This is a genomic window from Kitasatospora sp. NPDC056138, assembly GCF_042264695.1.
In the GTDB taxonomy this organism is placed as follows: Bacteria; Actinomycetota; Actinomycetes; order Streptomycetales; family Streptomycetaceae; genus Kitasatospora.
Genome location: NZ_JBHJVK010000022.1, coordinates 24,002 through 49,798 on the forward strand (window position 1 = coordinate 24,002; position 25,797 = coordinate 49,798).

Sequence of the window (25,797 nt, forward strand, 5' to 3'; positions counted from 1 at the left end):
GCATTCCTCATCAGGACGAGCCGAGTACCGATTCCGGCCGGAATCCCCGGGCGATTCCCGCCAGACTGCCCACGGTGATCAGGACGGTGGCGCCGCCCGCGATCAGCAGCAGCCTGACCGGCCCGAGTTCGGTCAGGCCGAGCGCCAGGGCCAGCAGGACGCCGAATCCGGGCAGCAGGGCGACGACGGTCACCAGTCCGCCGCCGTTGCCGGCCAGGCCGCCCTGCCCCGGCTGGGCCAGCTTCGGGAAGAGCAGGTTGAGCAGCATGGCCAGGGCCGCGCCCGCCCAGGACGCCAGCAGCGGCAGCCCGAGGGCCAGCGCCAGGTAGCCGCCGGTCGGCGCGAGGCTGTCGTGGTGGAGCCGGGTGGCGATCACCATGGCCGCCGCGCCGATCGCGCTCATCACCGCCCACTGGACGGTGGTGACGACGAGGACGTAGCCGAGCAGTCCGCCCGCGATGTCGGCGGGATTGTAGGGCGCGGCGAGCATCGCCTCCAGCGCGCCGACCCCGGCCTCGGCGCCGATCACGTTCCGGACGGCGAGGCCGGCGCCGACCGTGCCGTGCATGGCGAGGACGCCGGGAACCAGTACCAGCAGCAGCCCGGCGGCGATCGTGTCGCCGGTGGCACCGTACTGCAGGCCGAGCCGGGCGCTGTCGGCGGCGCCGTTGACCCCTCGGTCGTCGGAGACCAGCGGCAGGACGACGGTGGACGCGATCGTCAGGACGAAGGGGAGGAAGACGGTGGCCAGGTTGCGCAGCCGCTCCCGGCGCATCCGCCAGAGCAGCGCACCGGCCAGGACGCGTGACCGGGCCGGGTCCGGCAGCAGACTACGCCGCGCCATCGTTCGCACCTTCCGTCTGCAGCTGCCGGTAGACGTCTTCCAGCGGGTTCCGCACGGGCGCCACCTCGTGCACGCCGACGCCCGCGCCGACCAGCTGTGTCACCAGTGCCTGGGCGGCCCGTTCGTCGGCCACCTCGACCACGACCGTGCCCTGCCGCTGCCGCTCGCAGCGGTGGCCGAGCCGCTCCAGGGCGGCCGGCAGGTCGTCCGAGCCGCGGATCTGCAGGCGGTAGGCGCTGCCGATCAGGGCGGTGCGCAGTGCGGCCGGTTCGCCGCGGCCGACGATCCGGCCGCCGTGCAGGACGGTCACGTCGTCGGCCAGCCGGTGCGCCTCGACCAGGGCGTGGGTGGAGGCCACGACGGTGTGCCCGTCGTCGGCCAACGCCCGCAGGTGGTCGGTGAGCTGCTCGGCCGCGGTCGGGTCGAGGCCGGACATCGGCTCGTCCAGGAGCAGGATCGGGGGACGGCCGAGGAACGCCTTGGCCAGGCCGACCCGCTGGTTCTGGCCCCGGCTGAGGCTGCCGATCCGCTGGTCGGCGAGCTTCTCCAGCCGGAGCAGCGCCAGCACCTCGGCGATCCGCTGCTCCGCCGGGCCCGGCGGCAGGCCCAGGACGCGGGCCCAGTAGCGCAGGTTGTCGACCACGCTCAGTCTGGGCGCGAGCGCCGACCGGTGGGTGGCCAGGCCGATCAGCGATTTGGCGTCCACCTCGGCGTGCACGTCCCTGCCGTCGACCAGGACCCTCCCCCGCATCGGGGTCAGGATCCCTGCCAGCACCCGGAAGGTCGTCGTCTTTCCCGAGCCGTTCGGCCCGAGCAGGATGTGGACTCCCGCGCCGAACTCCAGGCTGATGTCCCGGACGACCGTCTTCCCCCGGTACCCCGCACAGACGCCTTCCACTGCCAGTTCGAACACGTTTTCAATCTAGCACTTCTGACGGATCGTCAATTGATCAAGGGGGTGAAGAGGACGACAGTTCTGCCGACCCGAGCAGGCCGGGCCGACGGCGGGACGCGACGGGGCGCGGCCGGGCGCGGCCGGGCGCTAAGCATCGGAGTCGCCCGCCGAGACCAGTCCCGTCTCGTAGGCCAGGACGACCGCCTGGGCCCGGTCCCGGAGGGCGAGCTTGGCGAATATCCGGGCCACATGGGTCTTCACGGTGGCCTCGCTGAGGGTCAGTTCGCGGGCCAGTTCGGTGTTGGAGAGGCCGCGTCCCATCAGGGTCAGGACTTCGAGCTCCCGGGGCGTCAGTACGGTGAGGTCGCGGTGGACGGCCGGGGTCCGGTCGGGCCGCTGCTCCCCGGCGCGGCCGTTCCCGCCGGCGGCGGCTCCGGCCCCCTCGGTGGCGAAGCGCTCGACCAGCCGCCGGGTGATCGAGGGAGCCAGCAGGGCGTCCCCGGTGTCGACCAGGCGGACGGCGGCGGCGAGGTGCGCGGCGGTGACGTCCTTCAGCAGGAAGCCGCTCGCCCCGACGGCCAGGGCGGCGTAGACGTAGCGGTCGAGGTCGAAGGTGGTCAGCATGATCACCCGGCAGTCCGGGTTCTCCTCCAGGACCTGCCGGGCGGCCTCCAGGCCGTCCATGTTGGGCATCCGGATGTCCATCAGGATGACGTCGGGCCGGAGCAGCCGCGCCGCCGCCACCGCCTCGACCCCGTCGGAGACCTCGCCGACGACATCGATGCCGCGCGCCGTGAGGATCATGCGGAAGCCGGTGCGGACCAGGGTCTGGTCGTCGGCGATGAGGACACGGGGTGCGGGCTCGGTGGCGGCCGGGCCGCCGTCGGCGTCGGCCCGCGCACGCGGTGCGCGGTGGCGGTCGGCGGTGGTCCCGGGCAGCCGCGGATCGGTCGCGGTCGGTTCTGGAATCGTCATGGCCGGTCCAAGGGTATGCGTGCCCGGACCCGGTACCCACCACCGAGTCGCCTCCGGGCGTCCAGATCGCCGCCGTAGACGGCGACCCGCTCCCTGAGCCCGAGCAGTCCGCGCCCCGCGCCGTCGCTCCGCTCCGGGGACTGCCGGGCCTGCTTCGCGGGCGCGGGCCGGTCGCCGGGGCCGCCGTCCGGCCGGTCACCGGACAGCACGCTCGGCCCGCTGTTCAGCACCTCGACCCGCAGGTAGTGCTCCGCGTACCGCACCGTCACCTCGGCCTTCACCCCGTCACCGTGCTTGAGCGCGTTGGTCAGTGCCTCCTGCACGATCCGGTACGCGGTCAGATCGATCCCCGGCGGGAGCGGGCGGGGCTCCCCGGAGATCCGCACCTCCACCGGCAGGCCCGCGAACGCGATCCGGTCGACCAGCGCGCTCAGCCGGTCCAGGCCCGGCTGCGGCGACAGGTCTGCCTCGTCCACGCCGTCCTGCGCCGGCGCGAGCAGGCCGAGCAGGTGCCGGAGTTCGGTCATCGCGTCCCGTCCGGCGCCCTCGACGGCCTGCAGCGCGGCGGCGGCCTCGTCGGGCATCGTGTCCAGGACCTCGCGGGCGGCCCCGGTCTGGATCACCATCACACTCACGTTGTGGCTGACGATGTCGTGCAGTTCCTGGGCGATCCTGGCCCGCTCGCCGTCGACCGCGCTCCGGGCCGCGCTCTCACGCTCCCGTTCGAGCAGCCAGCCCCGCTCCTCCAGCGCCTTGCGATGCAGGCGCCGGGCCCGCAGCAACGCCGCACCCAGCCACCCGGCGACCGGCCATGCCGCCGCCGAAGTGACGACCAACCAGCCCGTCCCGGATATCCACACGGGGGGACACTCTGGCAGGCGCGGACCACCTTCCGCATCCTCCCCCGGGTCCAGCCCGCTACATCCCCGGGATGACCTGGCCGGCACCCGAGGCCGGATGCCCGACGCCCGACGTCCGATGTCCGGGGCCCACGGCCCGCCCGGACGGTGCGTCAGGGCCGCGGAGCGCGCCAGCGGTAGAGGGCGTCCCACTCGGTGGTCGTCCAGGTGCCGTCCCCGAGCAGCGCCGCGCTGTCGACGTCCCGCATCGGGTACTCGATCCGGCCGTGCAGGGTGCCGGTGACCGGGTCGGCGAGCCAGTGGCTGTGCTCCTGCCAGACGTCCTCACCGAACCGCAGCACCCGGGCTTCGTCGTAGGAGTTGTGCAGGGTCACCATCGCCGTCCCGGCGTCCACGAACCCGCCCCACCCGGATATCCACGGGGCGTCGTGGACCGAGCAGTCGTCGGTGCCGGGGGCCGGGAAGTCGGCCAGGCTCAGCGTGGCGGTGCGCTCGTACGACGGGAGGCGGTGCCAGCTGACGTCCCTTCCGCGCCGGTCCCGGCTCATGCACAGGGCGGCGTGCGGGTCGACGTCCAGGAGGTCGCGGTCGCGCTGGAGCCGTTCACCCGGACCGGCCATCGGCCGGCCCAGGACGATGCGGCCGGACTCCCACCGGGCGTGGTGATCCGTGGCGCCGGGTCCGTCGTCCGAGACCCGCACGCCGACGACCTCGCCGCCCTCCCCCCAGTACAGGCTGACGAACCGTTCGTAGCCGCCGCAGGGGATCATGCTCCGCGCCAGGACCGTCCCCTCGGCGTCCAGGGTGAGGATCAGGGTGCTGCCGGGCAGCCCCGAGGGGAGCCGCAGCCAGATCCGCAGCTCTCCGCCGGAGCCTTCGGCCGGGCGGGCCCCGACGGTCGAGAAGTCGACATAGCCCCACCGCTCCACCGCCCAGCCGCCGTACTGCTGCTCCCACAGCCGCCTGCCGTCCCGGCCGACCGCGACGTACGCCCCGTCGACCGCGAAGACCGCGAACGACAGATCGGGGGCCACCCACTCCCGCGCGCTCGGGGCGGCTGACGGGGACGGGAACTCGGCGCCCGGCACCGCCCGTTCGCCCAGCTCGTGGAGGCGCAGCGAGTCGGCGGTCCTGACCCACAGGCGGGGCAGCGGCCCGGAGAGGTCGATGGACGTCGAAGCGTGCTCCCGGTCCGGGAGCGGGTACTTCGCCACCAATTGCGGAGTGATCGTCATACCGCGATCCTCTCTCGTCCCACCCGGTGGGCGTCTTCAGCCCGGCGCCCCTTCCGGGCACACTCGCTGGGTTCGTCCCCTTTCGTCACCGGCGAACACCCCCGAACCCCCGCTCCGCCCGGCGGAAGTGGAGTGGTGGGGTGCGTTTTGGGTGGGTAGGGATCGGGGTCGGCTGGGTCTGATGCGAACACGTAAATCGGACGCCACCCGGCGGCCATCCCGCAGTGGCCGCCGCGCCGTTCGAGCGCGACACGGTTTCGGCCGAGCGCACTGCAAGGAGAGGTGGACGCCCTATGCCCGGACCGACGCCCCAACCGACGCCGAACGGCGGGCGCAGCAGGCGCGACTGGGGTGAACGCACCCTCGCCTGGGCCTTCCTGCTGCCCTCGCTGGCGGTCTTCGCGCTGTTCATCGGCTATCCGCTGGGCCGGACGCTGTATCTGAGCACCCACGGCAACGACCTGTTCGGCGCACCGTCCCGGTATGTCGGGATGCGGCACTACACCGACCTGCTGGCCTCCGCCGAGTTCCACAAGACGCTGGTCACCACGGTGCTGTTCGTGCTGCTGACCGTGGGGCCGGGGGTGTTCGGCGCGCTCGGCCTGGTGCTGCTGCTGGAGAGCCGGGTGCGGGGCGTGCGCTGGCTCCGGTCCGCGTTCGCGCTGCCGTTCGCGTTCTCGGTGGCCAGTGCCTCGGTGGTGTTCTCGGTCTTCTTCAACCCCGCCATCGGGGTGCTGAACGGCCTGCTGTCCCAGTTCGGCGCCGGGCCGGTGGGCTGGCTCACCGACCAGCGGTACGCGCTGCTGTCGGTGTGCGCCGCCACGGTGTGGATGAACCTCGGCTACAACGTGCTGGTGCTCTCCGCCGGGGTCGGCTCGATACCGCAGGAGACCGTCGAGGCGGCCAGGCTGGACGGCGCGGCGGGCTGGCGGCTGGCCCGCAGCATCACCGTCCCGCTGCTCGGTCCGCACCTGTTCTTCCTGGTCGTGGTCTCCACCATCAACGCCCTGCAGAGCTTCGGCCAGATCCACATCCTCACCCAGGGCGGTCCGGACGGCGCGACCCGCACCCTCGTCTACTCGGTCTACGAGAAGGCCTTCGCGTACGGGTCGAGCGACTTCGGCACCGCGAGCGCCCAGGCGGTGGTGCTGCTGGTGGTGGTACTCGCCTGTGCGGGCGTCCAGTTCGGCGTCCTGGAGCGGAAGGTGCACTACGCGTGAGCGCCACCCGGTACACCCTCACCGAAACCCGCGCGATACCCGAAGGCGCCTTCCGCACGAGGGAGTTGTTCGGACACCTGGCCGTGTACGCGTTGCTGGGCGCGGCCGTGGTCACCGTCGCCTTCCCGGTGTACTACGCCTTCGCCGGGGCGGTCATGGGGCCGTCCGACCTGTCCTCCTACCCGCCGGCCCTGCTGCCGCACTCGGTCACCGGACGGAACTTCACCGGTGCCGTCGAGGCGATCCCGCTGGGGCGGCAGTACCTCAACTCGGCCGTCACCGCCGGCGCGATCACGCTGGCGCAGCTGCTCACCTCGATCCTGGCCGCCTACGCCTTCGTCTTCCTGCCGCTGCGGTGGCGGGCGGCGGTCTTCGCGGTCTTCCTGGCGACGCTGATGGTGCCGTGGGAGGCCGTGATCATCCCCAACTACCTGACGCTGTCGGGTTGGGGGCTCGGCAACACGTACTTCGGGCTGGTCCTGCCGTTCCTGGCCTCGGGCTTCGGGACGTTCATGCTGCGGCAGTCGTTCCGGCAGTTCCCGGCCGAACTGCGGGACGCCGCACGGATCGACGGTGCCGGGCACTGGCGGTTCCTGTGGCGGATCCTGGTCCCGCTGAACCGGCCCTCGCTGGCGGCGATCGCGATCTACGTCTTCCTCTCCGCGTGGAACCAGTACTTCTGGCCGCTGATCATCACCCGCACCGCCCGGATGCAGACCCTGCAGATCGGGCTGGCGAGTCTGCGGGACGCCGAGCGCGCGGACCCCGGGCTGATCCTCGCCGGGGTCGTCCTCTCGCTGCTGCCGACCCTCGCGCTGGTGGTGTTCGGCCAGCGCTTCATCGTCCGCGGGCTGACCGCCGGCGCGGTCCGCTGAACCTCCGCCCGGACCCCGTCCGTTCGAAAGGGAGTCACCCATGAGCAAGTGGAGCCTCAGACTGGCCGCCGTGCTGGCCGCGGCCGGCCTCACCCTCACCGCCTGCAGTTCCTCCTCCTCCGGCCCCGGGTCGTCGGCGGACGCCGCCGCGCCCGGACCGCAGGCCCTGGACCAGGCGCAGGGCGTCACCACCGTCACCTTCTGGCATGCGATGACCGGCCAGAACGCGACCGCGCTGACCTCGCTGGTGAACGCCTTCAACGCGGCCCACCAGGGGAAGATCGAGGTCAAGCCGCTGTTCCAGGGCAGCTACGACGACGTCGTCGCCAAGTACAAGGCGTCGGTGCAGCAGAAGGCCACGCCCTCGCTGGTGCAGGTCTACGACATCGGCACCCGGTTCATGATCGACTCCAGGCAGACCGTCCCGGCCCAGGCGTTCGCGGACAAGGACTCGTACGCGCTGGACGACATCGAGCCCAACATCCGCAACTACTACACGGTCGGCGGCAAGCTCGCCTCGATGCCGTTCAACTCCTCGATGCCGCTGCTCTACCTCGACGCCGACGCGTTCCGGGAGGCCGGCCTCGACCCGGCCGCGCCGCCTCGGACCCTGGCCGAACTCGGCGAGGCGGCCAAGAAGCTGACCAAGAAGGACGCGAGCGGCCAGACCGTGCGGTACGGCTTCGGCGCGGCCGTCTACGGCTGGTTCGTGGAGGAGCTGATCGCCGAGTCCGGCACCCTCTACTGCGACCAGGACAACGGCCGCACCCGGAAGGCCGGCAAGGTGCTCTTCGACTCCGCCCAGGGCGCGCAGGCCGTCCAGTGGTGGGCCGACCTGGTGAAGGGCGGGTACGCGGCCAACACCGGGCGGGTACCGGCGGACGCCCAGGCCGCCTTCAAGGCCGGAAAGGTCGCGATGCACCTGGAGTCCACCGGCGTGCTGCGCGGCTACACCGAGGCCGCCAAGTTCACCGTCGCCACCGCCCCCTACCCCAGGCTCACCGCCAACGACCAGGGCGGGCCCGCGATCGGCGGCGCCTCGCTGTGGATCGACGGCCCCGGGCACTCGGCAGCCGAGCAGCGCGCCTCTTGGGAGTTCGTCAAGTTCCTGTCCGAGCCCGCCCAGCAGGCCGCCTGGCACACCGGCACCGGCTACTTCCCGGTCAACCGCAAGGCCCTGGACGACCCCAAGGACAAGGAGTGGCTGGCCAGGTACCCGCAGTTCCAGACCGCCATCGACGAACTGCACGCCACCAAGCCCACCCCCGCCACCGCCGGCTGCCTGCTCGGCGTGATGCCCCAGGCCCGCAAGGGCGTCGAGACCGCCGTCGAGCAGACCGTCAGCGGCGCCAAGACCGCCCAGCAGGCCCTCGCCGACGCCGCGAAGGACCTCCAGCCGGCCATCGACAGCTACAACGCCTCGGTCGGCTGAGCCCAACCCGCCCGCGTGGACCCGGGCCCCGGACCTGCGCGGCAGGAACCCCGCGGGCCCGGGGACCACGGCCCCCTGCGCCGGGCACCCGCCCCGGGGCCGCGCGACGCACCCGGCCGCCGGCCGGGCAGACTGGGCGGGCGGACCGGGCAGGGGCACCGGCGCGGGTCACGGTCCGCGAAGAGCCCGGGTCCGCCGGGCGGAACGCCGGTGTTCCGTCCCCCCGGCCGCAGTTGGGAGTCCAGGATGACCGAGCAGCACCGGCCCTTCCTCTACGTCGTCGTCTGTGCCTCGGGCATCGCGGGCGGCGTGGGCGGGCTCATCTCCGTCGCGCAGCACGAGGGTTGGGAGGTCGGCGTGGTGGCCACCCCCCAGGCGCTCGGCTTCATCGACCGGGAGGCCGTCGAGACGCAGACCGGCTACCCCGTCCGGTCCGCCTGGCGCCTGCCCGGCGAACCGAAGCCGCTGCCGCCGCCCGACGCCATCGCGGTCGTGCCCGCCACCTTCAACACCGTCAACAAGTGGGCGGCCGGCATCTCGGACACCCTCGCCCTCGGCATCCTCTGCGAGGCGTACGGGCTCAGGGTGCCCACCGCCGTCCAGCCGTTCCTCGGCGCCGCCCAGGCGGCCCACCCCGCGTACCGGGAGAGCCTGGCCCGGCTGCGCTCGATGGGCGTGCTGATCGGGGACTTCGATCCGGACGACGCCGACGGGGAGTACCGCTGGACCTGCGTCCTGGACCTGCTCCGCCCGGTGCTGCGCGGATGGCCACCGGCGTGACCTCCCGGGTGCCCCGGACGCGTGGCCGTGCTGACCGGGCGGGCCGTGCTGACCGGGCGGGCCGTGAACGGCTCTTGGACGGGAGCACCACCCGCTGCCGGCCCACATCGACGAGCGGGCCGCGTCCGAGGCCGTCGACCCGGCCGAGGAGGGCGGCCACGGCTGCACGCTGACGGCACGGCGGCGGTGTCGCACCGCCGCGAGCAGCCGAGGCTGCCCCCGGATCGGGGACAGCCTCGGTGCGGAGCGGTGTTGCCGTGTCAGTTGACGGTGTAGCTGTAGGGGAGCGCCGCCAGGACCGAGCCGGTGGTGGCGACGGAGTTGTTGGCGGTGGCCACCGTGGTCGGGGCGGTGACCAGGTAGAGGATGCCCGAGACGGTGCTGCCCCTGGGGGCGGTCGGGGTGACGGTGACCTGGATGGTGCCGGTGGCGCCCGGCTTGACGGTGACCGGGGTGGTCGCCGGGGCGTTCGCGTTCACCGCGAGGGCGTACGGGTCGCCGGTGCTGGAGCTGATCGCCGGGTCGAACGCCAGGGTGTGCGCGGTCGCGGTGACGGTGGAGCTGCCTGCCGGTGCGCCGGAGTTCGGGAACGGGCCGATCTGCTGGACGTAGGTGCTCCAGAAGCCCGGGACTATCGGCTGGGCGGCCGTGCCCACGCTCCGGGCGACCGAGATGGTCGAGCCGTTCTGGGCCTTCTTCAGGTCGCCGAACAGGTCGGGCGAACCGGTCGGTGCGCTGATCTCCAGCTGTGCGGCGACGCTGGAGGCGGCCACCGCGGTCAGCCGGTCGGTGCCTGGCGGGATCAGGAAGCCGGGGACCTGGGAGGTCGGGGTGAGCGGCAGTGCGACCGTCCCGGAGGCGGCCTGCGGCACCAGCGGCAGATCGGCCTTCTTGTCGAGCCGGCCGTCGGCCTGGACCACCTGGGTGGCGGCGGTGTTGTTGGTGTAGGTGACCGTCACCGTGCCGGGCTTGCCCGCGGCGAGCTCGGTCCTGGTGTCGTTGGGCAGCCCGGTGGCGCTCGCGCGGTTCCGGTCGAGGCCGATGGTGCCGGTGAACGGCTGGCTGAGCTCCGACCCGCTGACCGGGTTGACGACCACCAGGGCGAACCGCCAGCGGCCGGGAGCCGGGTCGAGGGTGGTCACCGACAGGCCGGCGGCCTTGCCGGTCACCGTCCCGTCCGGGGCGAGCAGCGCGTTGCTCTCGACGTCGATCGGGGTGCCGTTCGGGCTGATCAGGACGCCCTGGACCAACACGTTCGGGTCCCCGCCGAGGGTCAGACCGACCCGCAGGTCACGGTGGCCCTTCGGGACGTCGAACGCGTAGGTGAAGCTCTGCGCGGGCGAGTAGCTGCGGGCGTTGCCGCCGGTGATGGTGCCGGTGAACCCGCCGGTGGTGCCGTTCAGGTCGACCAGGCTGCGCAGGATGACCGGCACGCTGGTGGTGTGGCCGTTCGAGCTGGAGACGGTGACGGACTGGGATTCGTCACCGCTGGTGGTGGGCGTGGTCAGCTGGACGTGCAGGGTCCTGCTCTGCCCCGGCGCCAGCGTGGTGACCTGCGGGCTCACGCCGCCGGCCGGGACCGCCCGCTGGAACGAGGTGTCCAGCTGGACGTTGCCGGTGAAGCCGTTGCTGCCGGCGGGGGTGTAGAGGACCGCCTTCCACTCCCCGGCGACCGGGTGCGGGACGTCCACGATGCCGAAGTTGGCCGAGACCGGTCCGCCCTGCGGGCGGGTGTTGGTCTCCAACCGTCCGGACGGGTCGAGCAGCGTCATCCGGACCACCGGGGTCACCGTGTTGCTGCCGGACTTCTGCGCGGCGCCGGGCCACGCTATCGACGCCGCCAGCCGGTCGGCGCCGGACGGGACGGTGAAGGTGACGTCGTGGTGCACCCAGGTGGCGCCGTTGGTGGCGTAGCTGAAGGTCGGGTCGGTGGCGGAGTTCAGCGGCACGGTCCGCTGCGTGGCGGACAGCGGGGCGAAGGTCCGGGTGGCCGCGCTGACGGTCTGCGGGGTGCTGCCGGTGTTGACCACGTCGACGTCCGCGGTGCGGGTCGAGCCCGCGCGGCCGGTCAGGTCGATCTGGCCGGTGGTGACGGCGACCGTGGAGCTGCCCTTGGCACCGTCCGGGCTGTGGTAGCCGCGGGCGGCCTCGACGGCGGCACGGACGTTCAGCAGGCCGGCGCCCTGCTCCTGGGCGGGCAGGCCGAGGTCGCTGGCGGTGCCGGTGAGGAAGGCCTTGACCAGGGCGGGCGTCGGGGAGGCGCCCCGGTGGGAGTCCCGGTACGCCTGGATCACGTCGGCCGCCGCACCGGCGGTCAGCGGCGCGGACTGGCTGGTCCCGCCGAAGGACTGGATCGAGCTGCCGGCGCCGTTGTAGTCGCTGCACTCGGTGTACTTGTCGGTGTCGGGTCCGCACAGGGCCCAGTCCGACTCGCCCGGGGCCACCAGGTCCACCGTCCGGCCGCCCTGGGTGATGCCGCCCGAGGAGAGCGCGGAGATCCGGTTGTTCGACCAGGTGCCGTTGGAGAACTGCGCGGCGGCGTAACCGGTCTGCAGGTAGGACTGGTTGTCGGTGGAGGCACCGACCGAGATCACCTTGGAGTCGGTCGACGGGGAACCGATGGTGCCGTTGATGCCCGCGTCACCGCTGGACACCGTGACCGTCACCCCGGCCGCGACGGCCTGGTCGTTGAAGAGCGAGACGGTGTCGTGGGCGCTGCTGTCCGGCGTCACGTTGCTGCCGAACGACTCGTTCAGCACGTCGACGTGCGCCACCGAGACCGCGTAGTCGATCGACTGCAGGATCGCGGAGTTGGGGAAGGTCTCACCACCGGCCTTCAGTGCGACCAGCGAGGCGCCCGGTGACATGCCCTGGATCCGGATGGTGCAGCCGGCCGGCAGCGGGTGGCTCGGGTTGACGAACTTCGACAGGTCGTAGCTCTGCCGCCCCTGGGCGATCATCGCCGAGGCGTCGCCGAAGGCCTCGGCCGCGCCGCTCGGCGCGTCCCAGCCCTCGCCGGAGAAGTCCTGGTGGTCGACCACGGCGTGCGAGCCGTCCGGCCGGATGAAGTCGGGGTGGTCGGGGTCGAGGCCGTCGGCGATGTACGCGACCTTGACGCCCTTCCCGTCCGCGATCTCGTGCGCGCCCGGCGCGTCCTTGGTGCCCTCCACGTGGGTGGAGTACAGCGCCTCGGGCTCCAGCAGCGGCTTGGACGGGTCGCTCGGGCAGATCGCGCCCGGGGCCCCCGCACCGGCCGGGGCCTTGCCTGCGGCCGCGTTCGGGGCGGCGGCGCTCTTCGGGGCCTTGGCCCCCGTGGCGCCCTTGGCCTCGGCCGGCGTGACCGGGCTCGGCGGGGCGACCGTGACCTTCTGGTCGTCGACCACCGAGGCGACCGCCGGGTTCGCCGCGAGCGCCGCCCGCAGCGCCGGGCTCACGGTCGCCGAGAAGGCGTTGCCGACCACGAAGCTCTTGATGTTGCTGCCGCCCTCGGCCCTGACCCTGGCCAGCAGCGGCGCCTGCGTGGAGGCGGCCTGCTGCTTGCGCTGGGTCAGGTGTCCGGAGTCGGCCGGCGCGCTCGGCAGCTGGTCCTTGAGGATCACGATCACCGGGGCCGGGGCGCCGCTGTCGGCGGCTGCGACGGTCCCGGACGGGGAGGGAAGTGGCGAGCTCCAGGCGGTGGCCCCGAAAGCCAGCACCATGGAAGCGGCGGTGAGGGTGACCGCTGCCGCCTGCGGCTTGTGCCGACGGATCATGAACATCCCTTCATCTGATGCGATGTCAGGAGCCGTGTTCGGAGCACGCGCACGAGGTCGGACGCATGCACGATCCTGGAACACCCGTCCCGACAGGCCCGCATTCCAGCGCATGGACGGACCCCGGGACAAGGGGGTTCGCGGGCGCACCAGCAGGCGGACGCACCGCAGGAATGCCCAAGGGCCGGTCAAGTCCGCAGTTCGGGCCCGGCGTGTCGGAAGGGAGTGCGCAGCCGCAAAATTTTCCCGGCGGCCATCGCCCGGTTGCACCATCTGACGGAGCGACAAAAACGGATCAAGCGGCAGGAAAGCCGCTCCGGCCCACCGGGACGGAGCGGGTCGGCTAGCCTGGCGCGGGGGCTGAGAGCGGGATTCCGATCGTGGGGGGTTGGGGCGTGGCTTCTGCCGGACGCGCAGGGTACGTGTGCTTCGCGGCACAGGACTGGTGGTACCACAATCGGGCGCACTCCGACGTCCAGTTGATGCTGAAACTGGCGGAGCGGCGTCCGGTGCTCTTCGTCAACAGCATCGCGATGCGGATGCCGCTGCCCGGCCGGAGTTCGCAGCCGCTGCGGCGGATCCTGCGCAAGGCCCGGAGCATGGCCCGCAAGGTGCAGCGCCCGGTGCCGGGCCTGCCCGGCTTCGCGGTGATGACTCCGGTACTGCTGCCGTTCTACGGGAGCCGGACGGCCCGCGCGCTGAACGCCCGGCTGATCGCGCTGCAGGTACGGCTGGCGGCGCGCAGCCTGCGGATGTCCACGGACGTGTGCGTGGCGACCATCCCGACCGCCGCCGACGTGGTCGAGCACCTGCCGCACCGCACCCTGGTCTACAACCGCTCGGACCGGCACTCGGCGTTCCCCGAGGCCGACACGGCGTCGGTGGAGGTCCTGGAGCGGCGGCTGATGGCGACCGCCGACCATGTGCTCTACGTCAGCGGTGAGTTGATGGCCGCCGAGCGGGAACTCACCGGTGACCGGGCGGTGTTCCTGGACCACGGGGTGGACCTGGAGCACTTCGCCGCCGAGGGGAGTGCGGAACCCGCCGATCTGGCGGCGATCGCGCGGCCCAGGATCGGGTTCTTCGGCGCGCTGGACGACTTCGTGGTCGACTTCGACCTGCTCGCCCGGGTCGCCAAGGAGCACCCGCAGGCCCAGCTGGTCCTGATCGGCGACACCACCACCGACCTCGGCGCACTGACCGCGCTGCCGAACGTGCACCACCTGGGCTTCCGCCCGTACGCCGAAATCCCCTCCTACGGACGGGGGTTCGATGTCGCGCTGATGCCGTGGCTGGACAACGACTGGGTGCGGCACTGCAACCCGATCAAGCTCAAGGAGTACCTGGCCCTGGGGCTGCCGGTGGTGAGCACCGACTTCCCCGAGGTGCGGCGCTACAGCGAGCAGATCGCCGTGGCCGGATCGGCGGAGGAGTTCGGCGAGGCGGTCGGGGCGGCGCTGGCGGCTTCGGCTTCGGCTTCGGCTTCGGCTTCGGCTTCGGCTTCGGCTTCGGCTTCGGCTTCGGCGGACGGTGTCGACGCGGCAGCGGCTGCGCGGCGCCGACGGGCCGCCGTGGCGGCGGACTCCTGGGCGGCGCGGGCGGGCGAGCTGCTCGACCTGGTCGAGGGGCCGAAGGCCCGCGCGCAGGGGCCGACGGCGGGCGCCCAGGCGTCGGCGGCACAGGCCCAGGCGCCGACGGCCGGCTGATCGCACACCGAGCGAGGAGATCAGCGTGCACACCCGCCCGCGGTCCCGGGCCGTCCTGGCGATGCTGCTGGGCCTGGTCCTGAGCACTCTTCCGGCCTGCACCGGCGGCGGCGAGCCCGCCCCCGCGCCGCCGGGCCCCGGCCGTCCGGTCGGCCCGAGCACCACGATGTTCGGTGCCGCCGAACCGGCCGACACCTCCTTCGCGGACCCGGCTCCCACCACCCTCGGGGTCCGCTTCACCTCCACGCTCCCCGGCCTGGTGACCGGTGTCCGCTTCTACAAGGGCCCCGGCAACACGGGTACGCACGTCGGCGCGCTCTGGGACGCCCAGGGACGGCAGCTGGCCCGGGTCGCCTTCACCGGCGAGTCCGACGTCGGCTGGCAGCAGGCGAAGTTCGCCCAGCCGGTGCGGATCGCCGCGGGTACCACCTACACCGCCGGGTACCTGGCGCCGTCCGGGCACTACGCGGCGGCTCCGAACGCCTTCGACGGCGGGCCGGTCACCACCGGCTCGGGCCCGCTGACGGCGGTCGGCGGCGGCTTCGCCGGGGGCGGCACGCTGGCCTTCCCCGCGCAGTCGCACGAGAACACCGATTACTACGTCGACGTGTCCTTCTCCCCCACCGAGTCGGCCTCGCACGTCCCGGGCGCCTTCACCCCCGGGTACTGGTCCAAGTGGCCCGCGACCGCACGGTGGAAGGACCCGGCGAGGCTGCCCGTGGGCGTGTGGATGCAGGACCCGACCACCCCGCTGAACGGGTCCGACGAGGCCCACGCCTTCGCCGCGCTCGGGGTCAACACGCTGGTGGGGCTCTGGGACTGGCCCGAGGAGGACCACGGACAGGTGGCGGCGGCCGCCGCCGCCAAGCTGGCGGTCGTCGCCGGGGGGCAGGCCTGCGACCCGACCCCGGGCGGTCCGGCCGGCGCCTCCGCCTGGGCCTGTGGCACCGCCGACCTCCCACTGGCCGCCCGGGCCGCCCGGCTGGGCGGGGGCGCACTGGCCGGGTACCAGCTCGCGGACGAACCGGACATGAACGTCCCCGACGGCACCGCGACGGGCGCGGGCTGCATGCCGCCCGGAAAGCTCGGCGACTTCGCCGCCAGCCTGCACGGGCAGGACGCCACCCGGCCGGTGCTGGTGAACTTCGGCAGCGGTGTGGCGGGCGGGGCCCGGAGCCCCGGCTGCCCGACCGACTTCGCGGCCTACACCGCCTCCGCCGACATCGTCTCGGTCGACTTCTACGGCCTCACCGACCCGTCATCGCCCGCTCGCAGCAAGGGAGTCCGGGTCTACGCGGCGACCGCGGCCCGGGCCCGGAAGCTGGCCCCGGGCAAGCCGGTCTGGGTGTTCCTGGAGACCCCGGTGCAGATGCAGGGCGCCTCGCTCACCCCGTCGGGTGCGAAGGCCGCGTCCCCCGCACAGGTACGGGCCGCGGCCTGGGCCGCGCTGGTCAACGGGGCGACCGGGCTGAGCTGGTTCTGCCACTCCTTCGTCGCGCAGGGCCAGCAGGTGGACGCGTGCCTGCGGGACGCCGCCTCGGCGGCCGCGATGAGGACGGTGAACGCGGACGCCCAGGCGTACGCCCCGTACTGGAACGCCCCACCCGTCCTGGTCGGGGTCACCACCCAGGGCGCGCCCGTCACCGCCACCCTGCGTACGGCCGGTGGTCGCACCGCCGTCCTCGCCGTGGCCACCGACACCCCCGAACTCCCCGGCGGCGGCCCCGCCACGGCCACCTTCACCCTTCCCGACCACTGGACCGGAAAGGTCCGCACCGACGACGGCCGCACCCTCACCACCACCGACGGCACCTTCACCGACCACTTCGACGCCTACCAGCCGCACGTCTACACCCTGGGCGGCTAGCCGGGTGCGGCCCTCGGCGGTGGTGGACGCGGTGCCGCCGGGGAACCGTCCGGCCTGTCCCGAACCGGCCCGGCCGGTGCCACCGGGCCGGTGAACCCCCTTGCCGGGACCGGGTGGTGGCAGCCGTCGGCGCTCACCTGCGCGCGTGGTCGCGACGGGGTGCGAGGGCGAGGTGGGTGAGGACGGCCCCCAGGGCGGACAGCACCGCGAGGGCGATGCCGAGGGTGTGGAAGGCGCCGGTGAGGCCGGCCGTCAGGGCAGCCCGGTGCGCTGCGGCCGGCTGGCCCTGAACGGCCTGTCCGGCGATCCGGGCGGCGGCGTCGGCGGGCAGACCGCTGTGGTGCAGGCGGGCCGCGGTGAGGGTGGTGAGCAGGGCGGCGGCCCCGGCGACCGCGACGGACTCACCGGTGATCCGCATCGTGTTGAAGATCCCCGCGGCGGCTCCGGCGTTCTCCACCGGGACGGTGCTGACGGCCGCGTTGTCCATGACCCCGAAGGCGAGGCCCACACCGGCACCGAAGGGCAGCAGCGGCAGGGCGAGGGCCGGCCACGATCCGTCGGCGCGCAGGGTCGTCAGCAGCAGCGCTCCCACGGCGATCAGGGCGGAGGCCCCGGTCAGGACGGTCCGCACCGAGGTGCGCGCGGCGAGCCGGCCGGCGAGCAGCGGCAGGACCAGCACGGGTGCCGTCAGCGGCAGCAGGAGCAGACCGCTGGCCGAGGTGGAGCGGTCACCGACTCCCTGGAGGTAGCAGGGCAGGTAGATCAGCAGGATCACGAAGCCCAGCGTGACCGTGAAGGGCTGGCAGAGCACGGCGAGGAAGTCGGGCCGCCGGAACAGCCGGACGTCGAACATCGCCCGGTCGGCCAGCCCGATCTCCGCCACCGCGAAGAGTACGACCAGGGCCGACGCGGCGACCAGGAGAGCCAGCGTGCCCGGTGCGGTCCACCCGGCGTCGGCGGCCCGGACGAACGCGAAGGACAGGCAGGCGAGTCCGGCGGTGAAGGTGGACAGCCCGAGCAGGTCGAGGGCGGGCCTGGCGGGGTTGCGGGACTCCGGCGCCCGGGTGGCGCACAGCCACGCGAGCCCGGACATCGCCGCGACCAGGAGGAACACCGACCGCCAGCCGACACCTTCGACCAGTGCCCCGGCGACCGGCGGGCCGAGCGCCAGGCCGGAGCCGAAGGACGCGCCGAGGATCCCGAAGGCCAGCTGCCGACGCCGCCCCGAGGTGGCCTGGGCCAGCACGGCCGCACCGGCGGCCAGCACGGCCGCGGCCCCGCAGCCCTGGACCGCCCGCGCGGCGTCGGCCAGGGCCATCGACGGAGCCAGCGCGACCAGCAGGGACATGGTGCCGACCAGCGCGATGCCGACCAGCAGGATCCGGCGCCGGCCGAACCGGTCGGCCAGGCCACCGGCCGCCAGCGGCAGGGCGGAGAAGGTGACGTTGAAGGCGTTGAGCATCCACTGGGCGGCGCCCACCGAGGAGCCGAGGTGCGCCGCCATGCCGGGCAGCGCCACCGCGGCCCCGGTGATGGAGAACGGCAGCATCGCACTCGCCGACGCGACCGCGGCGACCGTGAGCCGAAAGCCCGCCCCGTCGCCGTCCGCGCCTGCGGCTGTGGCTGTGGCTTCGGCCGCGGATCGGGCCGGGGGCGGCGCGGTGGACGGCTCCGGGCGTCGGGAGGCGTCGAGGGAGGAGGGAGTGGGCATGCCCCCGATCCTTCGTGGGCACGGCGGCCGGATGAAGGGGCCGCGGTTCCCTGGGAACGACAGGGCCACCCTCGGCCCACCGCACCCGGACCATCGGTCCCCATACTGGGACGCATGGCCGACACGAACATGATCGCCGGCAACCTCGGCGACTACCTGCGGACCAGGCGGGCCCTGGTCTCTCCCGCCGAGGTCGGCCTTCCCCCGACCGGGCGCCGTCGGGTGCCCGGCCTGCGCCGGGAGGAGGTCGCCGAGCTGGTCGGGCTCAGCACCGACTACTACGTGCGCCTGGAGCAGGGCCGGGCCGACCGGCCCTCCGACGAGGTGCTCGACGCACTGGGCCGGGCCCTTCGACTGGGGTCCGCCGAACGTGCGCACCTGTACGACCTGGCCCGGCCGCCCCGCCGGTCCGCCACGACCGCTGCGGCCGCTGCAGCCGGGGCGACGGGCGGCGGCCGGGGCGAGAGCGTGCGCTCGGGGCTGCGCCGGGTGGTGGAGGCCATCCCGACCACCCCGGCCGTGATCATGAACGACCGCAACGACGTCCTGGCCTGGAACCGGCTGGCCGCCGCACTGATGGCCGACTTCCCCAGCCTGCCGCCCCGGGAACGGAACATGGCGCGACGGATATTCCTGGACCCGCACGCCCCCGAGGTCCACCAGGACTGGGACGAGGCCGCCCGCACCACGGTGGGCATGCTGCGGATGGCCGCGGGCCGGCGACCGCACGATCCCGAACTCGTCCGCCTGGTCGGCGAACTGTCGCTGGGCAGCCCGGCCTTCCGGAAGCTGTGGGCCAGCCACCACGTACACGAGAAGACCCAGGGGCCCAAGCGCTTCCGGCACCCCGCGGTCGGGGACGTGACCCTCCACTACGAGACCTTCCGGGCTCCCGGAGCCGCGCACCTGCTCCTCGTCATCTACACGGCGCCGCCGGGAAGTCCGGCCGAGGAGGCACTGAACCTCCTCGGCAGCCTCACCGCCCCGGGCGCAGCCTCCCGCACTCGCACCGGAGGAAGCCCCGGACAGAGCTAACCCCGGCAGCCCACCCGTCCGCCCGGCCCACCACCCGGCCCGCAGGTGACCACTTCGAAGGCCCAACGTCCCCGACGGGCCGTCGAGTTGTCGTCGTCACCGACGGGGGCGGGCATCGGAGCCGCAACCGCCCGGCTTCCGCGCAGGGCCGGGCACCACGTGCTCGCCCCCGGACGCCGGCCCGAGCCGCACGCATCGGTGCGGGCCCGCGATGCGGCCGACCGCCGGCGGTGCCGCGGCGGCCGACGGGTGGCCGCGGGTCAGCGTCCGGAGTGGAGCAGCAGCCGCAGCGCGGCGCGGGGGCCCTGGAGGAGGTAGCGGCGGGCGAGGCGACGGGGTTCGAGGAGGAGGCGGTAGAGCCACTCCAGGCCGTTGTCGCGCCAGAAGTCGGGGGCCCGGTCGACCACACCGGCCAGGAAGTCGGCCGCGGCGCCGACGGCCAGGCCGACCCGGATGCCGCTGCTCTCGGCGTGGGCGGCGAGCCAGGTCTCCTGGCGGGGTTTGCCGAGGCCGACGACCAGGAGGTCCACCTCCGCGCGCTTGACCTGGTCGGCGAGGTCGGCCGCGCCGCCCGGGGCGGTGAGTCGGGCGCGTTCGGGTGCCCAGTAGCCGGCCACGGTCAGCTCCGGCCAGCGCTGGGCGATCCGGTCGGCGAGCAGGCGGTGGGTCTCGGTGCGGCCGCCGAGGAAGCCCACCCGGGCGCCGGTGCGCTCGGCGACCGCGAGCAGGTCGGGCAGCAGGTCCGCGCCGGTGAGGCGGTCCCAGCGGCGGCCGGTGAGCCGCTGTGCGCGCCAGACCAGCGGCATGCCGTCGAGCAGGACCAGCCAGTCGGCGGTGGACTCGGCCCGCTCGACCAGACCGGCGTGGGCGCCGGAGCGGCCGAAGTGGTGCAGGTGGTCGAGGTTGGTGGAGGCCACCACCAGTGGACGCCCGCCCCGGCCGCCGAGCCGCTCCGCCACCCGCCCGGTGAGCCACGCCAGTGAGCAGGCGTCGGCCGGTGTGCCACCGAGCCGCATCCGCAGCACGCCCTGGTCCGCCAACGTCATCTCTCCGTTCCCTGAAGAGCCGCACGGTTCACCGCGCGCGGCCCGAAGTCCTCGACAGAATCGCCCTGTTGGACGGGTGGCTAGGCGGGGACGGCCACGGCCCGGCGCCGTCGTCGGACCCGCGTCCGTGCGTACTCGTCCGTCCAGAGCGCCGCGGCGACCCCGAGCAGCGTGCCGAGCGCGGCCACCCCGACCAGCCCGCGGCTCTTGACGCCCAGGACGGGCAGCGCGGTGGGCGGCACCAGCTGGTCGCTGGTGATGTAGCGCTGCCTCGGCACGTTCAGTCCGTTCTGCAGCTTCTGCAGTTCGGTCTCGAAGTGCTCCACCAGGATGCCGACTTCGCGGTTGGTCTCGTTCGGGTCCGCACCGCGCACGCTGACCTCCACGGTCGGGACGACGTACGCCTCGGTCTTGGTGGTGCCGGTGTTGCGCGGGGCGAGGTCGAAGTCGCCGCTCACCCCGGCCCGGTGGAGCTCCGCGGTGCCCGAGGGGCTCTTCAGCACGGTGACCACGGCCGCCCCGATGATCGCCAACGACGGCCGGAAGTCGGTCATCCCGGTCGGGTCCTGCGGCGTCTCGGGCGGTTTGACCCGCACCACGGCGGCCGACCGGTAGGACGTCTCCGGTTTCGCCACCACCACCGCACCGCCGAGCGACAGCGCCGCCACCAACAGCAGTACGTACCAGCGCCGCAGCAGCGCGCGCACAACCTCACGGAAGGACATCCCTCACCCCACCCCGTCGGCCATCCTCTCACCGCACCGAACAGGATTGCGGGAGTTCAGGGATTGTCCTCCGCCGAATTCCCGTTCCAACTACCCTCGTGCGGGGGTGTCTTGACAGCCAGCTCGGCGCAGGCCGAGGCGACTGCGACACTGGGGCCAGCCACGGCCCCAGGGGGAGTAATGTTGGACATGCGCGAGGTCCTTCGAGTGATCCGCAAACGCTGGTACGTCACGCTGCCGATCGTGCTGATCACGATGGCACTGTCCGCGGTGGCCAACGCCGTACTGCCGACGACCTATCAGTCCCAGTGCTCGATCTCACTGTTGAACTCGCCGGACGTCGCCGCGCAGGCACCGAACAACGGGAACCCGTTCCTGAGCTTCAGTCAGGCCCTGACCGTCACCGCGGACTTCCTCGGACGCCGGCTGGCCTCGGACGACTCGGCCAAGGCGCTCAAGGACCGCGGCCTGACCGGGGAGTACTCGGTCAAGCTGGCGGACAACGCGATGGGCCCGTTCCTGACCCTGACGGTCACCGGATCGGACCCGGTGCAGGTCAAGAAGTCGATCGTGGTGCTCAACGGCTACGCCGCCGAGCAGCTCAAGGCGATCCAGACCGAGCAGAAGGCACCGGCCGGGTCGCAGATCGCCTCGACGGTGATCATCCCGCCGCAGGCCCCGCAGGCCCAGACGAAGAGCAAGCTGCAGTCCGTGGCACTGATCGCGATGGGCGGTCTGGCGGTGGCCTTCCTGTCCGCCTTCGTCGCCGAGAACCTGGCGGGCGTGCTGCAGCGGCGCCGTTCCGCCGCCGCGCGGCGCGGTGCCGGGCCCGGGGCGGGCGCCGGCGAGGAGCCCGCCCAGGATCCGCAGACCGAACCGTCCCTGTCCGTCGGAAGGTAGCGGCCGGTGACCGAGCTGGACGCGACTGCTCCCCCGGAGCCGTCGGCCACCACCACGCCCGGAACGAAGACGCCCGAAAGGAGCGTCTCCGGGAGGAGCGCCCCCGGGAGGCACGGCCCCGCGGCGAACTCGCCCGCACCGCAAGGCCCGCGCGGCGCCTACGGGATGGACGCGGTCACCGTGCTCACCGGGTACGTACTGCTGGCCATGTTCATCCCGTCCAACCTGGTGCTGCCGGGCATGGGCGGCGTCGGCACCCCGGCGAACGTCGTCGCGCTGCTCGGGCTGCTCTGGTACCTCGCCGCCTGGCTGACCGAGCGCATCGTCCCCGCCAGGGGCACCCACGCCCCGCGGATCGCGATGGTGGTGTTCGGCGTCGCGGTGCTGCTCGCCTACATCGCCTGTGCCGGGCGACCCGCCATCACCAAGGAGATGCAGGGTGCCGATCGCGGCCTGATCGCACTGCTGGTGTGGACCGGCCTGGTGGTGGTCTCCTCCTCCGGGATCAGGAGCCGGGCCCGGCTGGAGATCCTGCTGCGGCGGCTGGTGGTGTGCGCGAGCATCGTCGCCCTGCTCGGCTGGTACGACTTCCTCACCCACACCAACATCGCCTCCTCGCTGCACATCCCGGGTCTGCAGTCGAGCGCCGCCGGCTTCGAGACGATGAGCCGGGGCGCGTTCACCCGGCCGCGCGGGACGACCGGCCATCCGCTGGAGTTCAGCGGGATGCTGGCGATGCTGCTGCCGTTCGCCGTGCAGCAGGCCTTCGACCCGGCCCGCTACCACCGGGGCCGGCTGCGCCGCTGGCTGCCGGTGTTCCTGATCGGCGGCGCGCTGCCGCTGTCGGTCTCCCGGACCGGGATCATCGGTGTCGGCGTCGCCCTGCTGGCCATGCTGCCCGCCTGGCGGCCGCAGCGGCGCGGGTACGTCCTGGGCACGGTCGGCTTCGGCGTGCTCGGGCTCGGGGCCGCCGTACCGGGGCTGCTGTCCACGCTGACCGGGCTGTTCAGCTCCTTCTTCAGCAACACCGACAGCAGCACCCAGGCCAGGACCGGCGACTACGCCAAGATCTGGGAGTACATGCAGGACTCGCCGTGGGTCGGCCACGGCATGGGCACCTTCCTGCCCGAGCTCTACTTCTTCACCGACAACATGTACCTGCTGACCGCCGCCGAGATGGGTTTCTTCGGGATCGCCGCGCTGCTGCTGCTCTTCCTCACCGGGCTGCACTGCGGCGGCGCCGCCCGCCGGCTGGCCGGGGACGAGCCGACCCGTGAACTCGCCCAGTGCTTCGTCGCCGCCGCCGCGGTCGCGCTGGTCAGCAGTGCCACCTTCGACTCCCTGGGATTCCCGATGTTCGCGGGCATGTTCTTCCTGCTGCTGGGGTCGAGCGGCAGTCTGCTCGGCAGCCTCCGCCACCCGGCGCCACCCGCCGCCGCCTGGGCCGGCCCCGCGCCGGGTGCGGCGGCCGTGCCCGGCGCCGCCGTGGGGGCGGCCCGGTGAGCCTCGGCGCCAAGGTCCGGGCGGGGGCCCGGCTCAGCCTGCTGAACACCGTGGTCATCCGGATCGGCAACTTCGCGGCCGGTGTGGTGCTGGCCCGCACCCTGCTCGGCCCGCGCGAGTGGGGGCTCTACGCCACCGGCATGGTCGCGCTCGGGGTGCTGCTCTCCGCCAACGAGATGGGCGTCAGTCTGGCGATCATCCGCTGGGAGCGGGACGTCAAGGAGTTCGCCCCGACCGTCGTCACCCTCTCGGTGCTCTCCAGCACCGCGCTGTACGGGCTGCTGTTCGTCGCCGCCCCGGCCACCGCACGGGCGCTCGGCTCGCCCGACGCGACGGCCGTGCTGCGGGTGCTCTGCTTCTCCGTGGTGATCGACGGCCTGGCCTGCGTGCCCAACCAGGTGATCGCCCGCGAGTTCCGGCAGGGCGCCCGGATGGTCCTCGACCTGCTCAACTTCCTGGTCACCACCGGCACCACGCTCGCCCTCGCCTACACCGGCGCCGGGGCGATGAGCTTCGCCTGGGGCGCGCTGGCGGGCAACCTGTGCGCGCTGGCCGGCTGCGCGATCGCGGTACCCGGCGTGCTGCGCCCGGGGTGGAGCACCGCCGAGGCCCGCGCACTGGTCTCCTTCGGCCTGCCGCTCGCCGGGGCCAGCCTGCTGGTCCTCGCCATGCTCAACGTGGACTCGGTGGTGACCGGCGCCCTGCTCGGCCCGGTCGCCCTCGGCTTCTACCAACTCGCCTTCAACGTCTCCAGCTGGCCGGTCCGCAGCATCTCCGAGGCCGCCCGGCGGATCTCCTTCGCGGGCTTCTCCCGGGTGGCCGACTCCCGGGAAGCACTGGCGGACGCCTTCGGCCGGGGGCTCGGTGTCCTGATGGCCGCCGCCGTACCGCCGTGCGTCCTGCTCGCGACCCTGGCCGAACCCGCCGTGGAGACCATCTACGGCGACCGCTGGGCCCCCGCCGCCGGGGCACTGCGCTTCCTGGCACTGCTCGGACTGCTGCGGATCGCCTACGAGTTGGCGTACGACTGCCTGGCGGCGGCGGGCCGGCGCAGCTCGCTGATCGCCGTCCAGGGGTGGTGGCTGGCGGCGCTGGTCCCGGCGCTGCTGGTCGGCGCCGACCGGTGGGGCATCACCGGCGTCGGGGCCGGGCACCTGGTGGTGGCCGCGCTGCTGGTGGCACCGGCCTTCGGGTGGGCGGTGCGGCGGGCCGGGGTGAGCGGCGCGGTCGTACTGCGGGCCTGCGCCCGGCCGTTCGTCGGCGGGCTGCTGATGGCGGCCGTCTCGCTGCTGGTCGACCACTGGTCGGGCGGGACGAGGTGGGGGATGTTCGCGGCGGGCGCGGCCGCGCTGGCGGTGTACGTACCGGTGGTGCTGCCGATGCGGCGGCTGCTGCGGAGCGGTGAGGCGGCGGTGGCGGTCGAGCCGCGCGGGGAACGAGTGCTGGCTGCGGAGGGGGAACGGTGATGGGACCGCTGCTGCGAGGGGCCAAGCGGCTGCTGCGCGAGCGTTTCGGCTTTCTGCGGCTGATGGAGGCCCGCAACAAGGTGGTGCTGAGCTGGACGGCCCTCGGGCTGCGCCGCCGGGAGGACGCCGAGGTCCGGCGGCTCGCCGCGGAGCTCGGCCGGCGCCCGTCCGCGCTGGTGGCGACGGTGATCCCGACCTACCGGCGTCCCGAGGGCCTGCGGCGGGCGGTGGACGCGGCGCTGGCCCAGACCGTCCGGGAGCAGGTGGTGATCGTGGTGGACGACGGCGCCGGACTGCCCGAACTGCCCGACGATCCCCGGCTGTTCGCGGTGAGCCTGGCCCGGAACGTGGCGGTGGCGGGCGTGGTGCGCAACGTCGGGATCCGGCTCAGCTCGTCCCGGTACGTCGCCTTCCTGGACGACGACAACGAGTGGGAGCCCGACCACCTGGAGCGCGCCGTCGAGGCGTTGAGCGCTCCCGGCGGCCCGGACGCCGTCTACACGGCGCTGCGGCGGCTGCGGCCGGACGGCACCGAGATGGACGTGCTGTCCGTGCCCTTCGACCGGCGGCGGGCGGCCGAGGAGGGCTTTCTGGACACCAACGCGGTGGTGGCCCGGCGCACCCGCGCGCTGCGGTTCAGCCGGCTCCGCCGGCCGCCGCAGGTGATCCCGCGCGAGGACTGGGAGTTGGTGTTCCGGTACAGCCGCACCCGTCGGGTCGAACACCTGCCCGTGCCGACCGTGCGCTACCTGGTCAACCCGGACAGCTACTGGTCCAGCTGGTCCGAGCACTGACCCGCCGGGCACCCCGGGGCTGCGGGCTCCGGAACGGCCGGACCCTGATCCTGGTCGGCGCCGAGGTCACCGACAGCGGTGAGGGGGGACGGTCGGCCGCGGCCGGCGCCGAGCCCGGGGGGGACCCCCGGCCCGCCCCGCGGCCCGACGCCCCGCCGGGGGGCGCAGGCCCAATA

General features: G+C 73.5%; 20 protein-coding genes. 11 read left to right on the top strand and 9 right to left on the bottom strand.

Annotated features, from left to right (window positions below):
- Window positions 1–10 precede the first annotated feature (10 nt).
- From ACFC1R_RS16095 to ACFC1R_RS16115, 5 genes are all read right to left on the bottom strand, one after another.
- Window positions 11–844, bottom strand: coding sequence for a hypothetical protein (locus ACFC1R_RS16095; RefSeq protein ID WP_375938894.1), 834 nt, complete (start codon window positions 842–844; stop codon window positions 11–13).
- The gene (ccmA, locus tag ACFC1R_RS16100) at window positions 831–1,757 is read right to left on the bottom strand and encodes a heme ABC exporter ATP-binding protein CcmA (RefSeq protein ID WP_375938896.1); all 927 of its coding nucleotides are present in this window, start codon (window positions 1,755–1,757) and stop codon (window positions 831–833) included. The genes ACFC1R_RS16095 and ccmA overlap by 14 nt, the downstream gene beginning before the upstream one ends.
- Window positions 1,758–1,886: 129 nt before the next feature.
- Window positions 1,887–2,714, bottom strand: a complete 828-nt coding sequence (locus ACFC1R_RS16105) for a response regulator (RefSeq protein WP_375938898.1) — start codon at window positions 2,712–2,714, stop codon at window positions 1,887–1,889.
- Window positions 2,711–3,550: a sensor histidine kinase gene (locus ACFC1R_RS16110; protein ID WP_375938900.1), complete on the bottom strand. Its 840-nt coding sequence runs from the start codon at window positions 3,548–3,550 to the stop codon at window positions 2,711–2,713. Before ACFC1R_RS16110 ends, ACFC1R_RS16105 begins: the two co-directional genes overlap by 4 nt.
- 176 nt (window positions 3,551–3,726) lie before the next feature.
- A complete protein-coding gene (locus ACFC1R_RS16115; protein ID WP_375938902.1) occupies window positions 3,727–4,809 on the bottom strand; it encodes a hypothetical protein in 1,083 nt (360 codons plus the stop codon).
- Window positions 4,810–5,102: 293 nt separating this feature from the next.
- On the opposite strand from ACFC1R_RS16115, the gene ACFC1R_RS16120 reads away from it, so the two are divergent.
- From ACFC1R_RS16120 to ACFC1R_RS16135, 4 genes are all read left to right on the top strand, one after another.
- Window positions 5,103–6,029: a carbohydrate ABC transporter permease gene (locus ACFC1R_RS16120; protein ID WP_375938904.1), complete on the top strand. Its 927-nt coding sequence runs from the start codon at window positions 5,103–5,105 to the stop codon at window positions 6,027–6,029.
- Window positions 6,026–6,904, top strand: a complete 879-nt coding sequence (locus ACFC1R_RS16125; protein ID WP_375938906.1) for a carbohydrate ABC transporter permease — start codon at window positions 6,026–6,028, stop codon at window positions 6,902–6,904. The genes ACFC1R_RS16120 and ACFC1R_RS16125 overlap by 4 nt, the downstream gene beginning before the upstream one ends.
- Before the next feature lie 40 nt (window positions 6,905–6,944).
- The gene (locus tag ACFC1R_RS16130) at window positions 6,945–8,336 is read left to right on the top strand and encodes an ABC transporter substrate-binding protein (RefSeq protein ID WP_375938908.1); all 1,392 of its coding nucleotides are present in this window, start codon (window positions 6,945–6,947) and stop codon (window positions 8,334–8,336) included.
- Window positions 8,337–8,582: 246 nt separating this feature from the next.
- Complete coding sequence (locus ACFC1R_RS16135; protein ID WP_375938910.1) at window positions 8,583–9,116, top strand: flavoprotein; 534 nt, start codon at window positions 8,583–8,585, stop codon at window positions 9,114–9,116.
- 260 nt (window positions 9,117–9,376) lie between these two features.
- Here ACFC1R_RS16135 and ACFC1R_RS16140 read toward each other — a convergent pair whose 3' ends face one another.
- Window positions 9,377–12,874, bottom strand: coding sequence for a S8 family serine peptidase (locus ACFC1R_RS16140; RefSeq protein ID WP_375938912.1), 3,498 nt, complete (start codon window positions 12,872–12,874; stop codon window positions 9,377–9,379).
- 389 nt (window positions 12,875–13,263) lie between these two features.
- Between ACFC1R_RS16140 and ACFC1R_RS16145 the strand changes: the two genes are divergently transcribed.
- Together ACFC1R_RS16145 and ACFC1R_RS16150 are read left to right on the top strand one after the other, a co-directional pair.
- Complete coding sequence (locus tag ACFC1R_RS16145; RefSeq protein WP_375938914.1) at window positions 13,264–14,574, top strand: glycosyltransferase; 1,311 nt, start codon at window positions 13,264–13,266, stop codon at window positions 14,572–14,574.
- Between the two features lie 25 nt (window positions 14,575–14,599).
- Window positions 14,600–16,441, top strand: a complete 1,842-nt coding sequence (locus tag ACFC1R_RS16150) for a DUF4082 domain-containing protein (protein ID WP_375938916.1) — start codon at window positions 14,600–14,602, stop codon at window positions 16,439–16,441.
- A 133-nt stretch (window positions 16,442–16,574) separates the two neighbouring features.
- Here ACFC1R_RS16150 and ACFC1R_RS16155 read toward each other — a convergent pair whose 3' ends face one another.
- Entirely contained in the window at window positions 16,575–18,152 is a 1,578-nt protein-coding gene (locus tag ACFC1R_RS16155; protein WP_375938918.1) for an MFS transporter, read from the bottom strand.
- A 114-nt stretch (window positions 18,153–18,266) separates the two neighbouring features.
- Here ACFC1R_RS16155 and ACFC1R_RS16160 point away from each other — a divergent pair, with 114 nt between their 5' ends.
- Entirely contained in the window at window positions 18,267–19,187 is a 921-nt protein-coding gene (locus ACFC1R_RS16160; RefSeq protein ID WP_375938920.1) for a helix-turn-helix transcriptional regulator, read from the top strand.
- Window positions 19,188–19,447: 260 nt separating this feature from the next.
- Here ACFC1R_RS16160 and ACFC1R_RS16165 read toward each other — a convergent pair whose 3' ends face one another.
- The gene (locus ACFC1R_RS16165) at window positions 19,448–20,233 is read right to left on the bottom strand and encodes a WecB/TagA/CpsF family glycosyltransferase (RefSeq protein ID WP_375938922.1); all 786 of its coding nucleotides are present in this window, start codon (window positions 20,231–20,233) and stop codon (window positions 19,448–19,450) included.
- A gap of 80 nt (window positions 20,234–20,313) precedes the next feature.
- Complete coding sequence (locus ACFC1R_RS16170; protein ID WP_375938924.1) at window positions 20,314–20,958, bottom strand: hypothetical protein; 645 nt, start codon at window positions 20,956–20,958, stop codon at window positions 20,314–20,316.
- Window positions 20,959–21,147: 189 nt separating this feature from the next.
- Between ACFC1R_RS16170 and ACFC1R_RS16175 the strand changes: the two genes are divergently transcribed.
- Genes ACFC1R_RS16175 through ACFC1R_RS16190 form a run of 4 tightly spaced genes read left to right on the top strand, consistent with a single transcriptional unit; the run spans window position 21,148 to window position 25,621 of the window.
- The gene (locus ACFC1R_RS16175) at window positions 21,148–21,858 is read left to right on the top strand and encodes a chain length determinant protein (RefSeq protein WP_375938926.1); all 711 of its coding nucleotides are present in this window, start codon (window positions 21,148–21,150) and stop codon (window positions 21,856–21,858) included.
- A gap of 6 nt (window positions 21,859–21,864) precedes the next feature.
- Window positions 21,865–23,361: an O-antigen ligase family protein gene (locus ACFC1R_RS16180; protein WP_375938928.1), complete on the top strand. Its 1,497-nt coding sequence runs from the start codon at window positions 21,865–21,867 to the stop codon at window positions 23,359–23,361.
- The gene (locus tag ACFC1R_RS16185; RefSeq protein WP_375938930.1) at window positions 23,358–24,827 is read left to right on the top strand and encodes an oligosaccharide flippase family protein; all 1,470 of its coding nucleotides are present in this window, start codon (window positions 23,358–23,360) and stop codon (window positions 24,825–24,827) included. The genes ACFC1R_RS16180 and ACFC1R_RS16185 overlap by 4 nt, the downstream gene beginning before the upstream one ends.
- Window positions 24,827–25,621: a glycosyltransferase family 2 protein gene (locus tag ACFC1R_RS16190; RefSeq protein WP_375938932.1), complete on the top strand. Its 795-nt coding sequence runs from the start codon at window positions 24,827–24,829 to the stop codon at window positions 25,619–25,621. Before ACFC1R_RS16185 ends, ACFC1R_RS16190 begins: the two co-directional genes overlap by 1 nt.
- Window positions 25,622–25,797: the final 176 nt, after the last annotated feature.

What these genes read in the sequence shown, in the direction of transcription:
- ACFC1R_RS16095 (WP_375938894.1), bottom strand. Translation starts at nt 844, where the DNA reads ATGGCGCGGCGTAGTCTGCTGCCGGACCCGGCCCGGTCACGCGTCCTG.
- ACFC1R_RS16105 (WP_375938898.1), bottom strand. Translation starts at nt 2,714, where the DNA reads ATGACGATTCCAGAACCGACCGCGACCGATCCGCGGCTGCCCGGGACC.
- ACFC1R_RS16115 (WP_375938902.1), bottom strand. Translation starts at nt 4,809, where the DNA reads ATGACGATCACTCCGCAATTGGTGGCGAAGTACCCGCTCCCGGACCGG.
- ACFC1R_RS16120 (WP_375938904.1), top strand. Translation starts at nt 5,103, where the DNA reads ATGCCCGGACCGACGCCCCAACCGACGCCGAACGGCGGGCGCAGCAGG.
- ACFC1R_RS16130 (WP_375938908.1), top strand. Translation starts at nt 6,945, where the DNA reads ATGAGCAAGTGGAGCCTCAGACTGGCCGCCGTGCTGGCCGCGGCCGGC.
- ACFC1R_RS16135 (WP_375938910.1), top strand. Translation starts at nt 8,583, where the DNA reads ATGACCGAGCAGCACCGGCCCTTCCTCTACGTCGTCGTCTGTGCCTCG.
- ACFC1R_RS16140 (WP_375938912.1), bottom strand. Translation starts at nt 12,874, where the DNA reads ATGTTCATGATCCGTCGGCACAAGCCGCAGGCGGCAGCGGTCACCCTC.
- ACFC1R_RS16155 (WP_375938918.1), bottom strand. Translation starts at nt 18,152, where the DNA reads ATGCCCACTCCCTCCTCCCTCGACGCCTCCCGACGCCCGGAGCCGTCC.
- ACFC1R_RS16160 (WP_375938920.1), top strand. Translation starts at nt 18,267, where the DNA reads ATGGCCGACACGAACATGATCGCCGGCAACCTCGGCGACTACCTGCGG.
- ACFC1R_RS16165 (WP_375938922.1), bottom strand. Translation starts at nt 20,233, where the DNA reads ATGACGTTGGCGGACCAGGGCGTGCTGCGGATGCGGCTCGGTGGCACA.
- ACFC1R_RS16170 (WP_375938924.1), bottom strand. Translation starts at nt 20,958, where the DNA reads ATGTCCTTCCGTGAGGTTGTGCGCGCGCTGCTGCGGCGCTGGTACGTA.
- ACFC1R_RS16175 (WP_375938926.1), top strand. Translation starts at nt 21,148, where the DNA reads ATGCGCGAGGTCCTTCGAGTGATCCGCAAACGCTGGTACGTCACGCTG.
- ACFC1R_RS16190 (WP_375938932.1), top strand. Translation starts at nt 24,827, where the DNA reads ATGGGACCGCTGCTGCGAGGGGCCAAGCGGCTGCTGCGCGAGCGTTTC.